This is a genomic window from Corallococcus terminator (assembly GCF_003611635.1).
Taxonomy (GTDB): domain Bacteria; phylum Myxococcota; class Myxococcia; order Myxococcales; family Myxococcaceae; genus Corallococcus; species Corallococcus terminator.
The window spans coordinates 1-16,945 of record NZ_RAVZ01000070.1 but is presented as its reverse complement, the minus strand read 5'-3'; the positions used below and the strand labels follow the sequence as shown (position 1 = coordinate 16,945).

At 69.8% G+C, this 16,945-nt stretch carries 16 protein-coding genes and 1 pseudogene; 6 read left to right on the top strand and 11 right to left on the bottom strand.

Features of this window, described 5'->3' with window-relative positions; translation table 11 throughout:
* Positions 1-211 precede the first annotated feature (211 nt).
* Positions 212-376, bottom strand: a pseudogene (locus D7V88_RS45485) (M23 family metallopeptidase); the annotation flags it as partial.
* A 642-nt stretch (positions 377-1,018) separates the two neighbouring features.
* On the opposite strand from D7V88_RS45485, the gene D7V88_RS13000 reads away from it, so the two are divergent.
* The 6 genes from D7V88_RS13000 (at position 1,019) to D7V88_RS12970 (ending at position 7,768) form a co-directional block, all read left to right on the top strand.
* On the top strand, positions 1,019-1,687 hold the full coding sequence (locus D7V88_RS13000; protein WP_120540957.1) for a TetR/AcrR family transcriptional regulator: 669 nt from the start codon (positions 1,019-1,021) through the stop codon (positions 1,685-1,687).
* 26 nt (positions 1,688-1,713) lie between these two features.
* Positions 1,714-2,613, top strand: coding sequence for a sterol desaturase family protein (locus D7V88_RS12995; protein WP_120540956.1), 900 nt, complete (start codon positions 1,714-1,716; stop codon positions 2,611-2,613).
* Positions 2,614-2,783: 170 nt separating this feature from the next.
* Entirely contained in the window at positions 2,784-4,373 is a 1,590-nt protein-coding gene (locus D7V88_RS12990) for a glucose-6-phosphate isomerase (protein ID WP_120540955.1), read from the top strand.
* A 1,380-nt stretch (positions 4,374-5,753) separates the two neighbouring features.
* Complete coding sequence (locus tag D7V88_RS12980) at positions 5,754-6,344, top strand: class I SAM-dependent methyltransferase (RefSeq protein ID WP_120540954.1); 591 nt, start codon at positions 5,754-5,756, stop codon at positions 6,342-6,344.
* Between the two features lie 77 nt (positions 6,345-6,421).
* Entirely contained in the window at positions 6,422-7,192 is a 771-nt protein-coding gene (locus D7V88_RS12975) for an SDR family NAD(P)-dependent oxidoreductase (protein ID WP_120540953.1), read from the top strand.
* A gap of 51 nt (positions 7,193-7,243) precedes the next feature.
* Positions 7,244-7,768 (top strand): hypothetical protein, encoded by a 525-nt coding sequence (locus tag D7V88_RS12970; RefSeq protein ID WP_120540952.1) that lies wholly within the window; start codon positions 7,244-7,246, stop codon positions 7,766-7,768.
* Here the strand turns inward: D7V88_RS12970 and D7V88_RS12965 are convergent.
* The 10 genes from D7V88_RS12965 to atpG all read right to left on the bottom strand — a co-directional run bounded on the left by D7V88_RS12965 (position 7,761) and on the right by atpG (position 16,851).
* The gene (locus tag D7V88_RS12965) at positions 7,761-8,795 is read right to left on the bottom strand and encodes a cytochrome d ubiquinol oxidase subunit II (RefSeq protein WP_120540951.1); all 1,035 of its coding nucleotides are present in this window, start codon (positions 8,793-8,795) and stop codon (positions 7,761-7,763) included. The two genes, D7V88_RS12970 and D7V88_RS12965, sit on opposite strands and share 8 nt — an antisense overlap.
* A gap of 44 nt (positions 8,796-8,839) precedes the next feature.
* Positions 8,840-10,168: a cytochrome ubiquinol oxidase subunit I gene (locus tag D7V88_RS12960; protein WP_279636023.1), complete on the bottom strand. Its 1,329-nt coding sequence runs from the start codon at positions 10,166-10,168 to the stop codon at positions 8,840-8,842.
* A gap of 39 nt (positions 10,169-10,207) precedes the next feature.
* On the bottom strand, positions 10,208-10,705 hold the full coding sequence (locus tag D7V88_RS12955) for a hypothetical protein (protein WP_120540949.1): 498 nt from the start codon (positions 10,703-10,705) through the stop codon (positions 10,208-10,210).
* Positions 10,702-11,106: a phage holin family protein gene (locus D7V88_RS12950; protein WP_120540948.1), complete on the bottom strand. Its 405-nt coding sequence runs from the start codon at positions 11,104-11,106 to the stop codon at positions 10,702-10,704. Before D7V88_RS12950 ends, D7V88_RS12955 begins: the two co-directional genes overlap by 4 nt.
* A gap of 200 nt (positions 11,107-11,306) precedes the next feature.
* Complete coding sequence (locus D7V88_RS12945; protein ID WP_120540947.1) at positions 11,307-12,338, bottom strand: ADP-ribosylglycohydrolase family protein; 1,032 nt, start codon at positions 12,336-12,338, stop codon at positions 11,307-11,309.
* 452 nt (positions 12,339-12,790) lie between these two features.
* On the bottom strand, positions 12,791-13,060 hold the full coding sequence (locus D7V88_RS12940; protein ID WP_120540946.1) for a hypothetical protein: 270 nt from the start codon (positions 13,058-13,060) through the stop codon (positions 12,791-12,793).
* Positions 13,061-13,207: 147 nt separating this feature from the next.
* Positions 13,208-13,612 (bottom strand): F0F1 ATP synthase subunit epsilon, encoded by a 405-nt coding sequence (locus tag D7V88_RS12935; RefSeq protein WP_120540945.1) that lies wholly within the window; start codon positions 13,610-13,612, stop codon positions 13,208-13,210.
* A 21-nt stretch (positions 13,613-13,633) separates the two neighbouring features.
* A complete protein-coding gene (locus tag D7V88_RS12930; protein ID WP_120540944.1) occupies positions 13,634-14,182 on the bottom strand; it encodes a hypothetical protein in 549 nt (182 codons plus the stop codon).
* A 20-nt stretch (positions 14,183-14,202) separates the two neighbouring features.
* Complete coding sequence (gene atpD / locus D7V88_RS12925; RefSeq protein ID WP_120540943.1) at positions 14,203-15,648, bottom strand: F0F1 ATP synthase subunit beta; 1,446 nt, start codon at positions 15,646-15,648, stop codon at positions 14,203-14,205.
* A 303-nt stretch (positions 15,649-15,951) separates the two neighbouring features.
* The gene (gene atpG, locus D7V88_RS12920; protein WP_120540942.1) at positions 15,952-16,851 is read right to left on the bottom strand and encodes an ATP synthase F1 subunit gamma; all 900 of its coding nucleotides are present in this window, start codon (positions 16,849-16,851) and stop codon (positions 15,952-15,954) included.
* Between the last annotated feature and the right edge of the window lie 94 nt (positions 16,852-16,945).

Below are 16,945 nucleotides of genomic sequence, written 5' to 3'. Positions count from 1 at the left end.
CCTGGCCCGGCGTGTGGACGCCCCCGTTGGACGCCATCATCGGCTGAGCGGAGTCCTTGCACAACGGCGCCGACACCAGCGTGTCGCGCACCGGATCCCCGAAGCCCACGATGCGCGCGGGCACGGAGGGGTTGTTCCACCCGGAGCCCTGCTCCTTGGCGACCTTGAAGTGCAGGTGCGCGCCGCACGCCCAGCCCGTCGCGCCGGAGAAGCCGATGAGCTGGCCCTCCTTCACGCGCTCACCGGGCTTCACCACCACGGCGCTGAAGTGCAGGTACTGCGTCTCCAGCCCGTCGCCGTGGGAGATGACGACATAGTTGGCCAGCGGCGCGAACTGCTCGCCACATCCGCCCTGCTTGCTGTCGCCACGCGCCATGCGGACGGTCCCGTCATGCGCCGCCACGATGGGCGTGCCTTCCGGCATCCGGAAATCCCACGCGAACGTGTCGTTGTGCTGGTGACTGCCCGTTTCGTGGCCCTGACTCACCGTGTAGATGCGACCACACGCGAAGGGCACAGCCACCTCGGCGACGACATTCGAGGCGGCCTGGGCCTTGGGGGGGACGGAGGGAGCCGAAGCGAGGAGGGAGCCGACGAGAAGAGCGGTAATGGTCATATCGGGGCGGGCGGACAACCGGTGCAAGGGCTTGCGGTATTTCCCACCGATTTTCGCTCAATCCCGAACGGATCACTAGCAGCCGAGCTGCGCCCCGCTCCGTCTCAAGGGGCCGACCCTTGACCACATCACAGAGGAGAAACCGGCCTGAAGCATGGGAGCGCCTGCCTCGTCGCCTGCCCGGTTGGCGGGCCCGGGCCCTCTGGAAGGGTCCCGCCCCAATCCCTGCCAGCATGACGGTCGCAAAGACAGACGCTCGAACGCTCCCCCGCCCAGCCAGCAGGCCTGGAACACCCCGCCCGCGTGGATCAGCGACAAGCCCCCGTGCGGCATCCGACACGTGGAAGCCCCGTCACACAAAGTGACTGGTCACTTTTTAAGTTGCGGACTATCCTTCACCGTATGCCCCCGAAGTCCGCCCCCCGCTCCAGGCCCGCTCCCAGGACGGCCGTCGTCCGCGCCGTGCCGGGGGTGCGCCGTACGCAGGCGGAGCGCCGGGAGACGACGCGGCGCAAGCTGCTGGACGCGACCCTGGAGACGCTGGTGGAGCAGGGCTACGCGCGGCTGACGACGGTGGCGGTGGCGAAGCGGGCGGGCGTGTCCCAAGGGGCGCTCTTCACGCACTTCGACACGAAGGAGGAATTGCTCGCGGTGGCGGTGGAGCACCTCTTCCCGCGCATCATCCAGGACTTCCTGGCGGGCGTGGGCGCGCGGCCCTCCGGCAAGGACCGGGTGGGCGCGGCGGTGGACATGTTGTGGGCCGTCTACCAGCGGCCGGAATTGCAGGCGGCCATCGAGCTGTACGTCGCGGCGCGCACCGACCCGGAGTTGCAGCGGGCGCTGGCCGCGGTGGACGGGCCGCACCGCAGGAACCTGCACCACGTGGCGCGTGAATTGTTCCCGGACGTGGCCGCCACGCACCCGGACTTCGACGACGTGGTGGAGCTGGCCCTGGACGCGGTTCAGGGCGCGGCGGTGGGCGGCGCGGCCCGCCCGTCGGACCCGGCGCACCGCCGCATGCTGGACACCCTGGCGCGCTTCATGCGCGTCGCCTTCGCCCCCAAAGCCTGAGCGGTTGAAACAGCAGGAGGTCTTTCATGGACACGGCGCACATCCCCGACCTCATCACCCCGGCCATCCCGGTGTTCGTCCTCACCGTCATCGCCGAGGCCCTGTGGGTGAAGAAGCTGCGCGCCGAAGGGGGCGACAGCGTCAAGGGCCACACCTGGAAGGACACGGTGGCCAGCCTCTCCATGGGCCTGGGCAGCGTGGTGGTGGGCGTGGGCTGGAAGGGCGTGGCCTTCGCGGGCTACGCGGCGCTCTACCACCTGACGCCGCTGCGCATGGGCTCCGGACTGGTGGCCTGGGTGCTGCTCTTCTTCCTGGAGGACCTCTGCTACTACGCCTTCCACCGCGTCCATCATGAGAGCCGCTTCTTCTGGGCCTCGCACGTGGTGCACCACTCCAGCCAGCACTACAACCTGTCCACGGCGCTGCGGCAGACGTGGACGCCGATGACGGGCTGGGTGTTCTGGGCGCCGCTCGCGCTGATGGGCTTCTCCCCGGCGATGATCGTCACGCAGCAGGCCGTGAGCCTGCTGTACCAGTATTGGATCCACACGGAGGCCATCCACCGGATGCCGCGTCCGTTCGAGTGGCTGTTCAACACGCCCTCGCACCACCGCGCGCACCACGCGTCCAACACCGTCTACCTGGACACGAACTACGCGGGCATCCTGATCATCTGGGACCGGCTCTTCGGCACCTTCACCCCGGAGGTCGAGCGCCCCATCTACGGGCTGGTGAAGAACCTCACCACGTACAACCCGGTGCGCATCGCGTTCCACGAGTACGGCAACATCGTCCGGGACGCCGCCCGGCCGGGGCCCCTGAGCCAGCGGCTGTCGTATGTCTTCCGCAACCCGGCATGGAAGCCCCAGGGGGCATTGCCCCCGGAGGCCCCTCCGCCCGTGGAAGCGGCGCACCCGGCGCCTTGAGTGCGCAAGCGCCTCCCGGACGACAGGGGGCGCAAGCGAAGCGACGTCCAGGCAACGTGGAGCACGACATCGTTGCGTCCGTGCCGTGCGGGCCTTGCTACGGTGGGAGGTGATGATTTCCAGGCCCCGCGCGTGAAGGCGGGCGCCTCTCCCAAGCAAGGAGTCGGGTCATGACGGAGCGCGAGTTGTGGGAGCGGTACCAGCGGCACCTGTGCGTCGTCCCCTCGGTGGGGCTCACGCTGGACATCTCCCGCATGAACTTCGGCGCGGACTTCCTGGACGGGATGCGCGCGCGCACGGACGCGGCGTTCCAGGCCATGGATGCGCTGGAGAAGGGCGCCATCGCGAACCCGGACGAGAAGCGCCGCGTGGGCCACTACTGGCTGCGCGCGCCGGAGCTGTCGCCGGAAGCCGGGCTGAAGACCGACATCACCGCCATGCAGGACGCGGTGGCGGCGTTCGCGCGGGACGTGCACGCGGGCAAGGTGAAGCCCGCGAAGGCGGCGAAGTTCACGCAGGTGCTGCTGGTGGGCATTGGCGGGTCGGCGCTGGGGCCGCAGTTGGTCGCGGACGCGCTGGGTTCGCACCGGGACCCGATGCAGGTGCATTTCCTGGACAACACGGACCCGGACGGGATGGACCGGACGCTGGGGGCCCTGGGTGAGCGGCTGTCGGAGACGCTCACGGTGGTCATCAGCAAGTCGGGCGGCACCAAGGAGACGCGCAACGGCATGCTGGAGACGGAGCGCGCGTACCAGCAGCGCGGCCTGGACTTCGGCGCGCACGCGGTCGCGGTGACGGGCGACGGCAGCGAGTTGGACCAGTACGCGAAGAAGCACCACTGGCTGCGCACCTTCCCCATGTGGGACTGGGTTGGCGGCCGCACGTCCATCATGTCGGCGGTGGGCCTGGTGCCGGCGCGGTTGCAGGGGCTGGACGTGGAGGGCTTCCTCGCGGGCGCGAAGGACATGGACGCGGTGACGCGGGTGCACGACGTGGCGAAGAACCCGGCGGCGCTGCTCGCGCTGATGTGGTTCCACGCGGGCGGCGGCAAGGGCACCAAGGACATGGTCATCCTGCCGTACAAGGACCGGCTGATGCTGATGTCCAAGTACCTCCAGCAGCTCGTGATGGAGTCGCTGGGCAAGGAATTGAGCCTGGACGGCAAGGTGGTGAACCAGGGCATCGCCGTCTACGGCAACAAGGGCTCCACGGACCAGCACGCGTACGTGCAGCAGCTTCGCGAGGGCGTGAACAACTTCTTCGTCACCTTCGTGGAGGTGCTGAAGGACCGCGACGGCAAGTCCATGGCGGTGGAGGGTGACAACACCAGCGGCGACTACCTGCTGGGCTTCTTCCTGGGCACGCGCCGGGCGCTGTTCGAGAAGGGCCGCGAGTCGATGACGCTCACCGTGCAGGACGTGAGCGCGCGCACGGTGGGAGCGTTGATTGCCTTGTACGAGCGGGCGGTGGGGCTCTACGCCAGCCTCGTGAACATCAATGCCTATCACCAGCCGGGCGTGGAGGCGGGCAAGAAGGCCGCGGGCCGCGTGCTGGAGTTGCAGGGCAAGCTGCTGACGAAGTTGCAGTCGGCGAAGGCGGAGGCGCGCTCGGCGGATCAGTTGGCCCAGGACATCGGCGCCGCGGACGAGGCGGAGACGGTGTTCAAGCTGCTGGAGCACCTGGCCGCCAACGGTGACCACGGCGTGAAGCGCTCTGGTGGCGAGCGCCCCGCGGAAGCCCGTTTCCAGGCGGGGTAGCGGACACTGTGATTGCCCGGCGGGGCAATGCTTGACGGGCCCGGGCGGCGGATAGCCTGGGCCGTCATGGGACAGGGCCTCGCCGGGGCTGTGCAGGGATTGAGCTGGGCGCGCGCGCATTCCGTGGGAGTGTGGCTGTGCGTCATGGGCTGCTTGAGCGCGTGTCCGGAGGTGCACCGGCGGGGAGGACTCGCGGACCGGGCGGTGCATCGGGATGCGGAAGAGCAGGTACCGGAGGAGGGCTGCGCTTCAGATGCCTTCAGGCGTTATTGCTCCAACGGGCGCGAGCAGAGTGACGAGTGCATCGAGGCATGCGAATGACGCGAACGTGGCAGGCACTGGTGAGCCTTCTCGGCTGCCTCGCGTTGATCACCCCGCTTCTCTTCGTCCTGGGGCGACTGAGGGAGTCAGACACCCTTGAGGTACCAGGGCAGGCACGGCTCATCCCCATCCTCGGCATCGAGGACCACACGCGACTGCTGACGTACCACCGCTCCTGCTCGAAGCAGAGCGACTGTGAGCACCCGCTGGGCTGCTTCTTCGACGTCCGGTTCGGACACTACTGCACTGACAGCAACTGCATGACCGACGTGCAGTGTCCCGAGGGACAGCGGTGCAGCACGCTGAGCACCATCAATGGAGGGCCACGGGTCAAACTCTGTGCCCCCATCGGACCGCGCCTGGAGGGGGAGCATTGCTGGGACCTCCCCAGGAACTCGCAGTCTGCTTGCACCGCGGACCTTCGCTGCTCGGGCGAGGGTGGTTTCTGTGCCCGCGCCTGCACGCTCAACGAACCCAATACCTGTCCAGAAGGGTTCTTCTGCGCGGATGTGAATCCGGGGCCTTCGTGCCTGCCCACGTGCGAGACACGGGGATGTCCCGACGGCCAACACTGCATCTCCTCTGAGGGTGGGACCTCCACCTGCGCGAAGATCTACGGCCCCAATTGCCTGGAGACGCCCTGTCCCGAGGGACGCAAATGCCAAGTCTCCCCAGATGCGCGATTCCCCGGCAAGGTCTGGGCGGAGTGCGTCGAGCGCTGTTCCGACAAGAGCCCCAACCCCACCTGCGCGGAGGGCAAGGTCTGCGACCGCTATCACTGCCTCCAGGCCTGCGACCCGAACGGACCCAATCCGTGCGCCGAGGGCTACCACTGCGATCGCCGCAAGGAGACGCTTCCCTGGTCCTGCCAGCCGGACTCCTGGCCTGATCGCTGACCTCCTGACGTCCCGCCTGCCCTGGAGTCCCGGGCCGTCCTCCAGCGGATGAAGCCTCGCACCGGTGTGCACGGCCGACACATCCCCGGGCCTCCACGGACGGGATGTAGCAGGCCCGCGACGTCCCCATCCTCCGGGTTCGCGATCCACCGGAGCCCCCCTGATGAAGACGTCGCGGTCCGCGCCCCTCCTCGTCCCGCCCGCCGCCCCATCACTCCAGGAGACAGAAGACCCGTGGCGCTTCGACGCGCTCGGCTCCGTGCGCAGCCGTGACGCGGTCACCCTGGATGCGCTGCCCCGCGCCCGCTACCGCTCCGCCTTCGAGATTGGCGGCGCCATCGGCGTTCTCACCGAGAAGCTCCAGGCGAGATGTGACGCCCTGCTCTCCGTGGAGGTGTCCCGGCTGGCCCAGGCCCGCGCCATCCACCGCTGTCGCCACCTGCCCCACGTGCGCTTCCAGGTGATGGCCGTGCCGGACGAATACCCAGACCAACGATTCGACCTCACCCTCGTGTCCGAACGCGCCTGCCATTGGAGCCCGCAGGAATTGGAGCGCGCGCAGCAGCGCATCCTCGAACACCTGGAGCCGGGCGGGCACCTGTGCCTCATCCACTGGACCGGCCAGAGCCGCGACATGCGCCTCAACGGCCACGACGTGCATGACTCCTTCCGCCGCCTCTCCCCCAAGTCCCTGCGCCACCTGCGCGGAGAGATGGACGGCACCTGGCGCCTGGACCTCTTCGAGCGCCTCTAATCCCTTCCGTTCGGATCTCGACCGCCCCCCGTAAACCCGTGCCCCATGCGCCCCGCTCCAGCGGTAGAAGGGGCTCCATGGAACTCGGAATCACGGGAAAAACCGCACTCGTCACCGGCAGCAGCCGGGGCATCGGACGGGCCATCGCCACGGTGTTGTCGCGCGAGGGCGCCCGGGTGTGCGTGTGCGCTCGGAACCTGGAGCCCGTGGAGGCGGTCGCCAAGGCGCTGCGCTCCGAGGGCGCGCAGGTGGCCACGGTGGTCGCGGACGTGGCGACCCCCGAGGGGGCCCAGTCCGCGGTGGACGCGGCGGTGCGCGCCTTTGGCTCGCTGGACATCCTGGTCAACAACGTGGGCGGCAGCGGCGGCGCGGGCGCCTTCGACGCGGCCAGCTCCGAACAATGGGCGGACGTGCTCCAGCGCAACCTGATGTCCGCCGTGTGGTGCAGCCAGCGCGCACTGACGGTGATGCGCGCGCGCGGGGGCGGCAGCATCGTCCACCTGAGCTCCATCTTCGGCCGCGAGTACGCCACCAGCGCGCCCTACAGCGCGGCCAAGGCGGCCCTCATCGCGCTGACCAAGGAGATGGCGGTGGACCTGGCCCCCCACCGCATCCGCGTCAACGCCGTCGCCCCCGGCTCCATCTTCTTCCCCGGGGGGAGCTGGGACAAACGCCAGCAATTGGACCCCGAAGCCGTGGCCCGCATGGTGCGCGAGCAGATTCCCTGGGGCCGCTTCGGCACGCCGGAGGAGGTGGCGGACGTGGTCGCCTTCCTGTGCTCCGAGCGGGCGAAGTGGGTCACCGGCTCCACCCTCCCCGTGGATGGGGGCCAGGGCCGTGCCTTCTAGGACGCGCCAGGGCCGCCTGACGGTAGAGTCCGCGCGCATGAGGCCACTGGCTTGCTGAAGCTCTACAAGAAGGACGGCGACACCCTGCGCTACTGGGAGGCCTGGGAGCACGAGGGCGTCGTCACCGTGCACTGGGGCCCCGTGGGCGATGGCGGCGAACAGAAGGCCGTCCCCGTGCCTCCCGACGAGGACCCCGACATGGTCATCGCCCAGGAAGCCGAGTCCCTGGTAGACGCCGGCTACGACGAGCCCGAGCCCGAGGCCATGGCCGTGCTCCTGGTGGAGTACGCCGTGCAGGGCAAGGGCAGCGGCCACGACTTCGAGCAGCGCAACGCCGTGGAGGAGCTGCTCACGGACGCGCTCGGCTGGACGGGCAACGGTGAGGTGGAGGGCGGCGAGACGGAAGGCGGCTTCATGCGCGTGCACTGCCGCGTGATGGATCCGGAGATGGCCGCGCGCACCGTGGTGGAGGCACTGGACGCCGAGGACCTGCTCGAAGGCGCCCGCGTCCTCGTGTCCCAGGGCGACGAGAAGCCCCGCGTCGTCCACCCGCCCCTCTTCCCCGTGCTCAAGTAGCCGTCGTCTCCTGAGCTCCGGACGCGGTCCCCGGAGGCTGGGGCCGGAAGACGCGGAACAGGAGCACCATCGACGGCACCACCGTCACCGCCCCCACCGCGAGCGCGACCAGCAACAGCCGCATCACCACCGGCGACGCCGCCGCGCTTCGCAACGTCAAGCCCGGGTACACGAGGTACGGCGCCTGGGACACCGCCCACCCCAGCACGATGAGCCCCGCTTGCGTGGCCGCCGCCACCCGCGCGGCCCGGAAGCGCCGCGTCCACAGGAGCGCGAAGGCCACCACCGCCGCCACCGCCGTGCCCACGTGCAGCGCCAGCGCGAATGGCGTCTGCGACAGCCCGGTCCACACCCGGGGCGCGCCTTCTTTCGACAGCAGCAGCACCGCCAGGGCCAGCGGGAACAGGAGCCCGCCCGTCACCAACGCCCGGCGCCGGAAGTCCTCCGCCAGTTGGGGCGTGTGCGCCTCGTGCGTGAGGTACACCGCCGCCAGGAACGCGAAGAGCCCCAGCGTCAGCACGCCCACCGACACCGCGAAGGGGGACAGCCACGACGCGAAGAAGCCGCTCACCACCGCGTGCCCCTGCATGCGGATGGCGTCGCTGGCCACCGCGCCCACGCACATGCCCAACAGCAGCGGTGCGACCACGCTCGCCACGCTGAAGACCACGCCCCACCGCCGCTCCACCGCGTCGCCTCGCGTGTCGTAGGCCCGGAAGGTGAATGCCGTCCCCCGGAACACGATGCCCAGCACCAGCAGCGTCAGGGGCACGTGCAGCGCCACGCTCAGCGCCGCGAAGGCGCGCGGAAAGCCGCTGAACAGCAGCACCAGTCCGACGATGAGCCAGACATGGTTCACCTCCCACACCGGCCCGATGGCGCGGGCGATGAGCGCCCGCTGCTCCGCCTTGCGTGGCCCCAGCGCCAGCAGGTCCCACACCCCGCCGCCGAAGTCCGCTCCGCCCAGGAGTGCGTACAGCACGAACGTGCCCGCCACCGCGAACCCCAGCACCTCTTCAATCGGCATGGGCCACCTCGCTTCCCGCCGCTCCGGGCACCTCGAACTCCAGCTCAGTGGCCATGGGCCACCTTCCCGTCCGCCGCGCCGGGCAGCGTGCCCGCCACCTGCCGCCAGAGCACGAAGAGCACCGTCACCCCGAGGAACAGGTACACCGCCGTGAAGGTGAAGAACGGCGCGGCCAGGTGCGGCACCGGCGTCACCGCTTCACTGGTGCGCATCACGCCGCGGACGATCCATGGCTGCCGGCCCCACTCGGTGACGAGCCACCCCGCCTCCAGCGCCACCAGCCCCAGCGGCCCCGCGAACAGCCACGCCCGCATCAGCCCCCGCCCGTGCGGCCACTCGCGGCCCCGCCACCTGCGCCACAGCGTCACCAGCGCGAGCAGCGCCATCAGGCTGCCCGTACCCACCATCACCTGGAAGGCCACGTGCACCTTCGCCACCGGCGGCCAGGTGTCACGCGGGAATTCGTTCAGCCCCTTCACCTCCGCGTCCGGATCCCCGAACGCCAGGATGGAGAGCCCCTTGGGCACGCCGATGGAGCCCGGGACGGTGCGCGTCTCCACGTCCGGCAGGCCTCCCAGCAGCAGCGGGGCGCCCACCTCCGTGTGGAAGTGCCCCTCCATCGCGGCCAGCTTCACCGGCTGCGCCTTCGCCACGTGCTTGGCGGACAGGTCCCCCACCAGCGGTTGCAGGAGCGCGGTGATACACGCGAGCGGCAGCGCGACGGACAGCGCCTTCTTGTGGAAGGCCGCCCCCGGGTGCTTGAGCAGGATGAAGGCGTGGATGCCCGCCATGGCGAACGCGCTGGCCTGGTAGCAGGAGAGCAGCACGTGCGCCGTCTGGTACTGCCAGCCGGGGCTGAACATCGCCACCAGCGGCTGCACGTCCACGGGCCCCGCGGGCGTGGCCGTGAAGCCGGACGGGTTGTTCATGAACGTGTTCACCAGCGTGACGAAGAACGCGCTGGCCGCGCCGCTCACCGCCACCATCACGCCGCTGAACAGGTGCAGGTTCGGCGACACCCGCTCGCGGCCGTACAGGTAGATGCCCAGGAAGATGGCCTCGGTGAAGAAGGCCACGCCCTCCAGACTGAAGGGCAGGCCAATCACTTCCCCGTAGCGGCCCATGAACTCAGGCCACAGCAGTCCCAGTTCGAACGACAGCACCGTGCCGCTCACCGCGCCCACCGCGAACAGGATGGCGGTGCCCTTGGCCAGCTTCTCGCTGAGCTTGCGGTAGTCGTTGTCCCCCGTCCGCCGGTGCTTCCAGTCGCTCAGCACCATCAGCACCGGCAACGCCACGCCGGCCGCCGCGAACACGATGTGGAACGCGAGCGACAGCCCCATCTGCGCACGCGCATAGAGCAGGTCCGTCATGAACATCAGTCTGCTTTATGCGCGCATTCTGCGCATTCACTATTTCTTATCAGCGTCCGCAGGCACCTTGGCGATGGCCCGGGAGGGCACCAGGGACTGCATGGAGTTGCGGGCCACGGCGGTGGCGAGCGTGGTGGCGAAGATCATCACCAGCTTGCGTCCCAGCTCCGCCCCCAGGGGCTTGTCCTCCACGCTGGTGGCCACCCGCTCCGGATGCTCCCACGCCCGCGACAGGGCCTGGCGGCGCTGGCGGCGCACGCGGTCGTCATGGTGCCGGGCGCGGTAGATGGCGAACCCCACGCCCGCGCCCACCACCACCAGCGCGGCGGCGCCCACGGTGACGAGCAGGTCGCGGTTCTGGTTCAGGTGGTAGCGCACGTCGGTGGCGCGGTGGCGCCGGCGGTCCAGCTCCTCCAGCGTCAGCAGCAGCTCGTCGCGGATGCGGTCCGCGGTCTGCTCCACCTGCTCCCGGTCGCCCATGCGGCGGGTGATGGCGTGGTCGGCGACCTGGATGTCGGATTCGGGTGCCTGGCTCATTGCAGCGTCTCCCGTGTCAGCCTGAAGTCCGCCTTCAGACGCTCCTGGGTGTGGGGCATCGCCTGCTTGGGCACCCGCTTGGAGCCCAGGAACAGCAGCAGGCCCGCCACCGCCAGCAGCACCACGCCCACGATGGCCACGCCCAGGGCGGCGACCACGGGGATGGCCAGGCCCAGGGCGACGAAGAGCACCGCCAGCGACGTGAGGGCCAGCACGGCCCCGGCTCCCAGGAGGATGCCCGCGGTCTTGGCGGCCCGGAGCTCCTGCTTCAGCTCCTTCTTCGCGTGCATCACCTCCGCCTTCACGAGCAGGCGGGTTTCCGACAGGGCATGCCGGATGAGCTCCGAGGTGGAGAGCGTCTCCAACTGGGTGCGCTCCAGACGTTCCGATTCGAGGTCCACGACCGTGCCTCCACTTGGTGGGCCCAGGGAAAGACAGCAGCGGACGCCTGATCGGCGTCCCGTCCGCCCCTGTTCTGCCCACAAGGTGGTCAGGAAGGGTGGGCGGGAGAAGTCCCGACGCACACCCCACCTTCGTTCGTCTGCCTGCCTGGTGCCCCCGCCCGGAAGGGAGGAGCGGGCTTCCAGGCACGGGACGGACGCTAGCGGCGGGTCTTCTGGTGGGCGATCGCCGTGGCCAGCGTCTCGCGCACCTGGCGGGCCCGGAACAGCCGGTCCGCGGTGTCCACCAGGTTCTCCGCGTACAGCACCTGCTTGCGCAGGCGGGCCGGCAGCGCGCGCGTGCCCAGGTGCGCACCCAGCAGCGCCCCGGTGAGGGCCGCGGCCACGTCCGCCTCGCCACCGCAGCGCAGCGTGAGGACGACGGCCTCGCGGAAGTCGTGCGGCACCTTCAGCGTCGCGTACAGCGAGGTGAGCAGCACCGGCACCACGTGGGCCGGCAGGCCGTCCACGCCCTTCAGTTCGCTGGGGGGCACGCCCACCTTGCGAAGCTGGTTGAGCGCGCGCGTGGTGTCCCAGGTGAGCAGGCGCGGCAGGTGGCGGATCTCCTCCGCCAGCGCCTTGTCGTGCACCGCAGCGGCCAGCGCCAGGGCGTCACAGAAGGCCGAAGGCGTGAGGGCCTCCTCCTCCATGCCCAGCGCCACCGCCTGCGCGAACGCGGCCGCGGCGGCCGCGCAGATGGGGTCCTTGTGCGTGATGACCGTGAGCACGCCCGCGTCGTGCGGCAGGCGCGCGCGCTGGCCGCTCTCGAACAGGCCCACCACCAGCGCGCGGCTCAGCACGGACGGGCAGCGCGTGCCCAGCGGCGCGCCCGCGCTCATCCACGGCGTACCACCCGCGAGCCGCTGGAGCGATTCGGAGAGGCTGCGCGGCGGCTGGAGGATGATGCCCTCCTGCCACAGCCACGCCAGGTGCGCCGCGGCGCTGCGGCCATCCACCTTGCCCTCGCGGATGACGCTCTCCGCGGCGGCGAGCAGAAGCTGCGTGTCGTCGCTGAACTGGCCCTTGGCGAACTTGCCGCGCGGGCGGGGCGCGAAGTCCTCCGCGAGCCCGGGCAGGCGCGACAGGCTGGCCGGAGGAACGCCCCGGAGCGGAAAGCCGAGCGCGTCGCCGATGGCGAGCCCCAGAAACGCCGCATGAAACCGGTCCTGGCGATCTGCGGGGGTCAGCGGCATCGGAGGGGCGGAGATTACCCGAGCCTCAGGCAAGGACGAGCACCGAGATGAACGCTGCGAGGGCGCGCGAAGCGACAGCGTTTTCATCATGGGGCCTTGACGTGCACGAAGCGGGTTCGGTGAAGCGATGGACAGGAAGCCTCCCGCCGAATTGCACCGCGCGCGTCGACACTTTCTGCCTCCTCCGCCGTCAACGCGGCGCAACCGGGGGCGCGGTAGCTATCGCATCCCGCCGCGTTTCAGCAAGCAGGTGCCCCCGATGACGTACGCGAGCCCCCTTCCGTGTCCAACTCCGGATGCTGCGCATGAACCGAAAGGGACGCACGGGTGGCCGCGCGTGGGTGCGCAAGGCGCCGTGCGCGTGAAGCGCCCACGGGCTCAGGTGTTCACCTTGACGCGAGCGACTTCGCGTCGATCAGCACCGCGCGCACGAATCGTCCGCGCGAACGCGCTCACGAATCGTCGCGGCCCAGGTTGACCACCGCGAGCAGCCGCGCCACCACCGCCTCCGCGCCCTGGTACAGCCGCGTGCCGTCCCAGAGCGCCGGGGACGTGTGGCCCCCGCGCTCGCGCCAGTCCGCCTCCACCTCCGCGTAGGTGAGGTTGCGGAAGCGCACGCGGTCTTCCAGCGCGTGGTCGGTGACGAAGAGGCGCGCGGTCGCGGACGGTGGATCCGCGATGCGGTGGAACAGCTCCAGGACGGGGGCGACAGGAGGGCTCATGGCGGGCCCGCATCATGCGCCCGGCACCAGAAACGCAGAAAGGGTGAAGCGCCGTCCCCCGGTGTCACGGGGCTTCGGTGCTCCACCCTCTTCGCGTTCAAACCAGGTGCTTCACGCGCCCTACAAGCAGGGCGCGGCGGAACGTCTTTAGCGGTTCTCGCTGGCGGTGATGCGCGCGGCCTCGCGGCGCACGGAGGCCTGCTCCAGCGCGTAGCGCGCGTCCGCGCTGTTGAGGTCCTTGAGGCGCGCCTCGGACTCCGCCAGACGGCGACGGGCGCCCGCGACGTCGATGCCGGTGATGTGCTCGGCGGCGTCCGCCAGCACCAGCACCTTGTCGTTGCTCACCTCCACGAAGCCGCCGGCGATGAAGTACCGGTCCTGACGGCCACCCTCGATGAGGGTCAGCGTGCCCGGCTCCACCAGCGACAGGAACGGCGTGTGGCCCGGCCGCACGCCGAACAGGCCCTCGCCGCCCGGCACGATGGCCTCGTCGGCCTGCACGGTCAGGATGCGCTTCTCGGGGGTGACGATCTCGACAGTCAGCTTGGCCATGAACGTCCTCGTGCTACCGCATCAGAAAGTCAGCCGCTGGGTCTTCACGCCCACCGGCTCGAACTCCAACACCCCGGCGTCCGTCAGGCGGGGGCCCTTGCCCGGGATGCCCAGCGTGCCTTCCAGCCACTTCAGGTGGTGCGTCATCTGCCGCACCTCGGAGAGCTGCTTCGTCGTCATCATCTCCGTCAGCCGCTTCTCCTGGAGCTTCTGACCGGCGCGGTCGAACTGGGCCGCCACCATCACCCGCGCCCAGGACAGGCCCGCGCCCCGCTTCTTCTTGCCGGCGGGCGGCTTGCCCTTCTCCACCAGCGGGTAGAGCACCCAGACCTTCTCCCCGTCATTGGACGCGAAGTACAGGTCGTCCACCGTCCCCACGCACACGTCCGCCGACCAGAGGGGCCCGTTCTCCTTGAGCATCTCCAGCCGGCAGGTGCCCACGCCCGTGTCCACCGTGCGCACGCTGTAGAGCCCGTTCGCGCTCACCCGCGCCCGGCTGCCACGCTCCTCCGCCAGGGCGGAGGGCGCGACACAGCAGAGCATCAGGGCGAGCGCGGCGGTCAGGCGCATGGGGTGGCCCGGGTCAGCGCTTAAGCCGCCGCCATCTTGCGGGCGTTCTCCACGACCTCGTTGATGTCGCCCGCCATGTAGAAGGCGCCCTCCGGGATGTCGTCGTGCTTGCCTTCCGCGATCTCCTTGAAGCCGCGGATGGTGTCCGCCAGCTTCACGTAGCGGCCGTCCTTGCCCGTGAAGACCTTCGCGACGAAGAACGGCTGCGACAGGAACTTCTGGATCTTCCGGGCGCGCGCCACGGCCAGCTTGTCCTCTTCCGACAGCTCGTCCATGCCGAGGATGGCGATGATGTCCTGGAGCTCCTTGTAGCGCTGCAGGATGCCCTGGACGCGGCGGGCGACGGCGTAGTGCTCCGCGCCGAGCACGTCCGCGGACAGGATGCGGCTGGTGGAGTCCAGCGGATCCACGGCCGGGAAGATGGCGAGCTCCGCGATGGAGCGGTTGAGCACCGTGGTCGCGTCCAGGTGGGCGAACGCGGTGGCGGGCGCGGGGTCCGTCAGGTCGTCGGCGGGCACGTAGATGGCCTGCACGGACGTGATGGAGCCCTTGTTGGTGGAGGTGATGCGCTCCTGCAGGCCGCCCATCTCCGTGGCGAGCGTGGGCTGGTAACCCACGGCGCTGGGGATGCGGCCCAGGAGGGCGGACACTTCCGAGCCGGCCTGGGTGAAGCGGAAGATGTTGTCCACGAAGAGGAGCACGTCACGGCCCTCCACGTCGCGGAAGTACTCGGCCATGGTGAGCGCGGAGAGGGCGACGCGGGCGCGGGCGCCGGGCGGCTCGTTCATCTGGCCGTAGACGAGGACGGCCTGGCTGGCCTCCAGGTTGCTGGTCTGGATGACGTTCGTCTCCTGCATCTCGTGGTACAGGTCGTTGCCTTCGCGGGTGCGCTCACCGACGCCGGCGAACACGGAGAAGCCACCGCGCTCCACGGCCACGTTGCGGATGAGCTCCTGCAGGAGCACCGTCTTGCCCACGCCGGCGCCGCCGAACAGGCCGATCTTCCCGCCTCGGGTGTAGGGGGCGAGCAGGTCGATGACCTTGATGCCGGTCTCGAACATCTGCACGCGCACGTCCATGTCCGTGAACGCCGGGGGCGCGCGGTGGATGGGCCAGTACTCGGTGGCCTTCACGGGGCCCATCTCGTCCACCGGATCGCCGGTGACGTTCATGATGCGGCCCAGGGTGGCCTTGCCCACCGGCACCTGGATGGGGGCGCCCGTGTTGCGCACCTGCATGCCGCGGCCCAGACCCTCCGTGGAGTCCATCGCGATGCAGCGCACGGTGTTCTCACCCAGGTGCTGCGCGACTTCCACCGTCAGGTTGTCCTGCTCGGCGCTCACGTTGGGGTTGGTGATCTTCAGGGCCACGTAGATTTCCGGGAGCCCGCCGGGCGGGAACTCCACGTCGACCACGGGGCCGAGAACCTGCGTGACCTTGCCAGTCGTCGGAACTTGAGCGCTCATGGAATCCTCTGCCTTGTCTCGTATGGCGAGCGGCCGGGACGCCGCCGCCCATCAGGAAATCGACCCCAAGAAAAGGGGTGGGCGCGCCCCCTTTACCGGGGGCCCCCCGGCAGGGTCAAGCCTCCCGGGTCCGCGCGCGTAAGTCCCGCTTAGCGGAGCGGTGTCCCCGACGCCAGTCCCCCGTCGAAACCTTCTTCCCCGCCTGCCTTCCGGGCAGGAGGAACGACAAAGGGCCCGACCCGCGCCATGGGAGGCGCGAGCGGGGCCCTTGTGGGGTCCAACGGATCGGAACGGGGAGGCGGACTACTTGAGGGCCTCGGCGCCGGAGACGATCTCCATCAGCTCCTTGGTGATGACCGCCTGACGGGTGCGGTTGTAGAGCAGGGTGTAGCTGGAGATCATGTCCGTGGCGTTGTTGGTCGCGTTCTCCATGGCGCTCATGCGCGCGCCCTGCTCGCTGGCCACGCTCTCCAGCAGCGCCCGGTAGACCTTGATGTTGACGGCCTGGGGCACCAGCCGGTCCAGCACGGCCTGACGGGAGGGCTCGTACTTGAAGTCCACCATCGCGGGCGCGGCGGCGACCGTCTCCGGCGTGGGAGCCGGGGTGGTGGCCTTCGTCGCGGCCGGCTGCAGGGGCAGCAGTTGGGCCACGATGACGTTCTGGGTCATGGCGGAGACGAACTCGTTGTAGACGACGTAGACGGCGTCTACTTCGTCATTGAGGAACGCGGCCGTCAGCTCCTCGGCGACGTTGGCGGCGGAGCGGTAGTTGAGCCCCGCGTACAGGCCGGCGAAGTCCTTGCGGATGGACTGGCCGCGGTTGCGGAAGAAGTCGTTGCCCTTGCGGCCCACCGTCGAGACGCGCACCTGGAGGTTGGTGTTCTCGTACAGGAAGCGGTTGGCGCGGCGGATGACGTTGGAGTTGAAGCCGCCGGCGAGGCCACGGTCGGACGTGAGCAGCAGCAGCTCCACGCGGCGGACCGGGCGGGAGGCCAGCAGCGGGTGCGCCAGCTCCTGGTCGGCGGAGCGCACGGCCAGCTCGGAGATGATCTGGTCCAGGGTCTGCGCGTAGGGGCGCGCGGCGAGGATGGCTTCCTGCGCCTTTCGCAGCTTCGCGGCGGAGACCATCTTCATCGCCTTGGTGATCTGCCGCGTGTTCTTCACCGAGCGGATGCGCTTGCGGATGTCTCGAAGGGACGCCATGGACCGGAAACTCCTCTGGGACGACGTGCGGCGCGCACCCTCGTGGACGGCCCGGGCTGGCCGGAATGGGGGCGGCGGGCCCCCTATATAGGCG

Coding starts and splice junctions, on each gene's coding strand:
- atpD (WP_120540943.1), bottom strand. CDS start 15,648: ATGAGCGCTCAAGTTCCGACGACTGGCAAGGTCACGCAGGTTCTCGGC.
- D7V88_RS12960 (WP_279636023.1), bottom strand. CDS start 10,168: ATGACGGACCTGCTCTATGCGCGTGCGCAGATGGGGCTGTCGCTCGCG.
- D7V88_RS12995 (WP_120540956.1), top strand. CDS start 1,714: ATGGACACGGCGCACATCCCCGACCTCATCACCCCGGCCATCCCGGTG.
- D7V88_RS12935 (WP_120540945.1), bottom strand. CDS start 13,612: ATGGCCAAGCTGACTGTCGAGATCGTCACCCCCGAGAAGCGCATCCTG.
- D7V88_RS13000 (WP_120540957.1), top strand. CDS start 1,019: ATGCCCCCGAAGTCCGCCCCCCGCTCCAGGCCCGCTCCCAGGACGGCC.
- D7V88_RS12980 (WP_120540954.1), top strand. CDS start 5,754: ATGAAGACGTCGCGGTCCGCGCCCCTCCTCGTCCCGCCCGCCGCCCCA.
- D7V88_RS12955 (WP_120540949.1), bottom strand. CDS start 10,705: ATGAGCCAGGCACCCGAATCCGACATCCAGGTCGCCGACCACGCCATC.
- D7V88_RS12990 (WP_120540955.1), top strand. CDS start 2,784: ATGACGGAGCGCGAGTTGTGGGAGCGGTACCAGCGGCACCTGTGCGTC.
- atpG (WP_120540942.1), bottom strand. CDS start 16,851: ATGGCGTCCCTTCGAGACATCCGCAAGCGCATCCGCTCGGTGAAGAAC.
- D7V88_RS12945 (WP_120540947.1), bottom strand. CDS start 12,338: ATGCCGCTGACCCCCGCAGATCGCCAGGACCGGTTTCATGCGGCGTTT.
- D7V88_RS12965 (WP_120540951.1), bottom strand. CDS start 8,795: ATGCCGATTGAAGAGGTGCTGGGGTTCGCGGTGGCGGGCACGTTCGTG.
- D7V88_RS12975 (WP_120540953.1), top strand. CDS start 6,422: ATGGAACTCGGAATCACGGGAAAAACCGCACTCGTCACCGGCAGCAGC.
- D7V88_RS12930 (WP_120540944.1), bottom strand. CDS start 14,182: ATGCGCCTGACCGCCGCGCTCGCCCTGATGCTCTGCTGTGTCGCGCCC.
- D7V88_RS12940 (WP_120540946.1), bottom strand. CDS start 13,060: ATGAGCCCTCCTGTCGCCCCCGTCCTGGAGCTGTTCCACCGCATCGCG.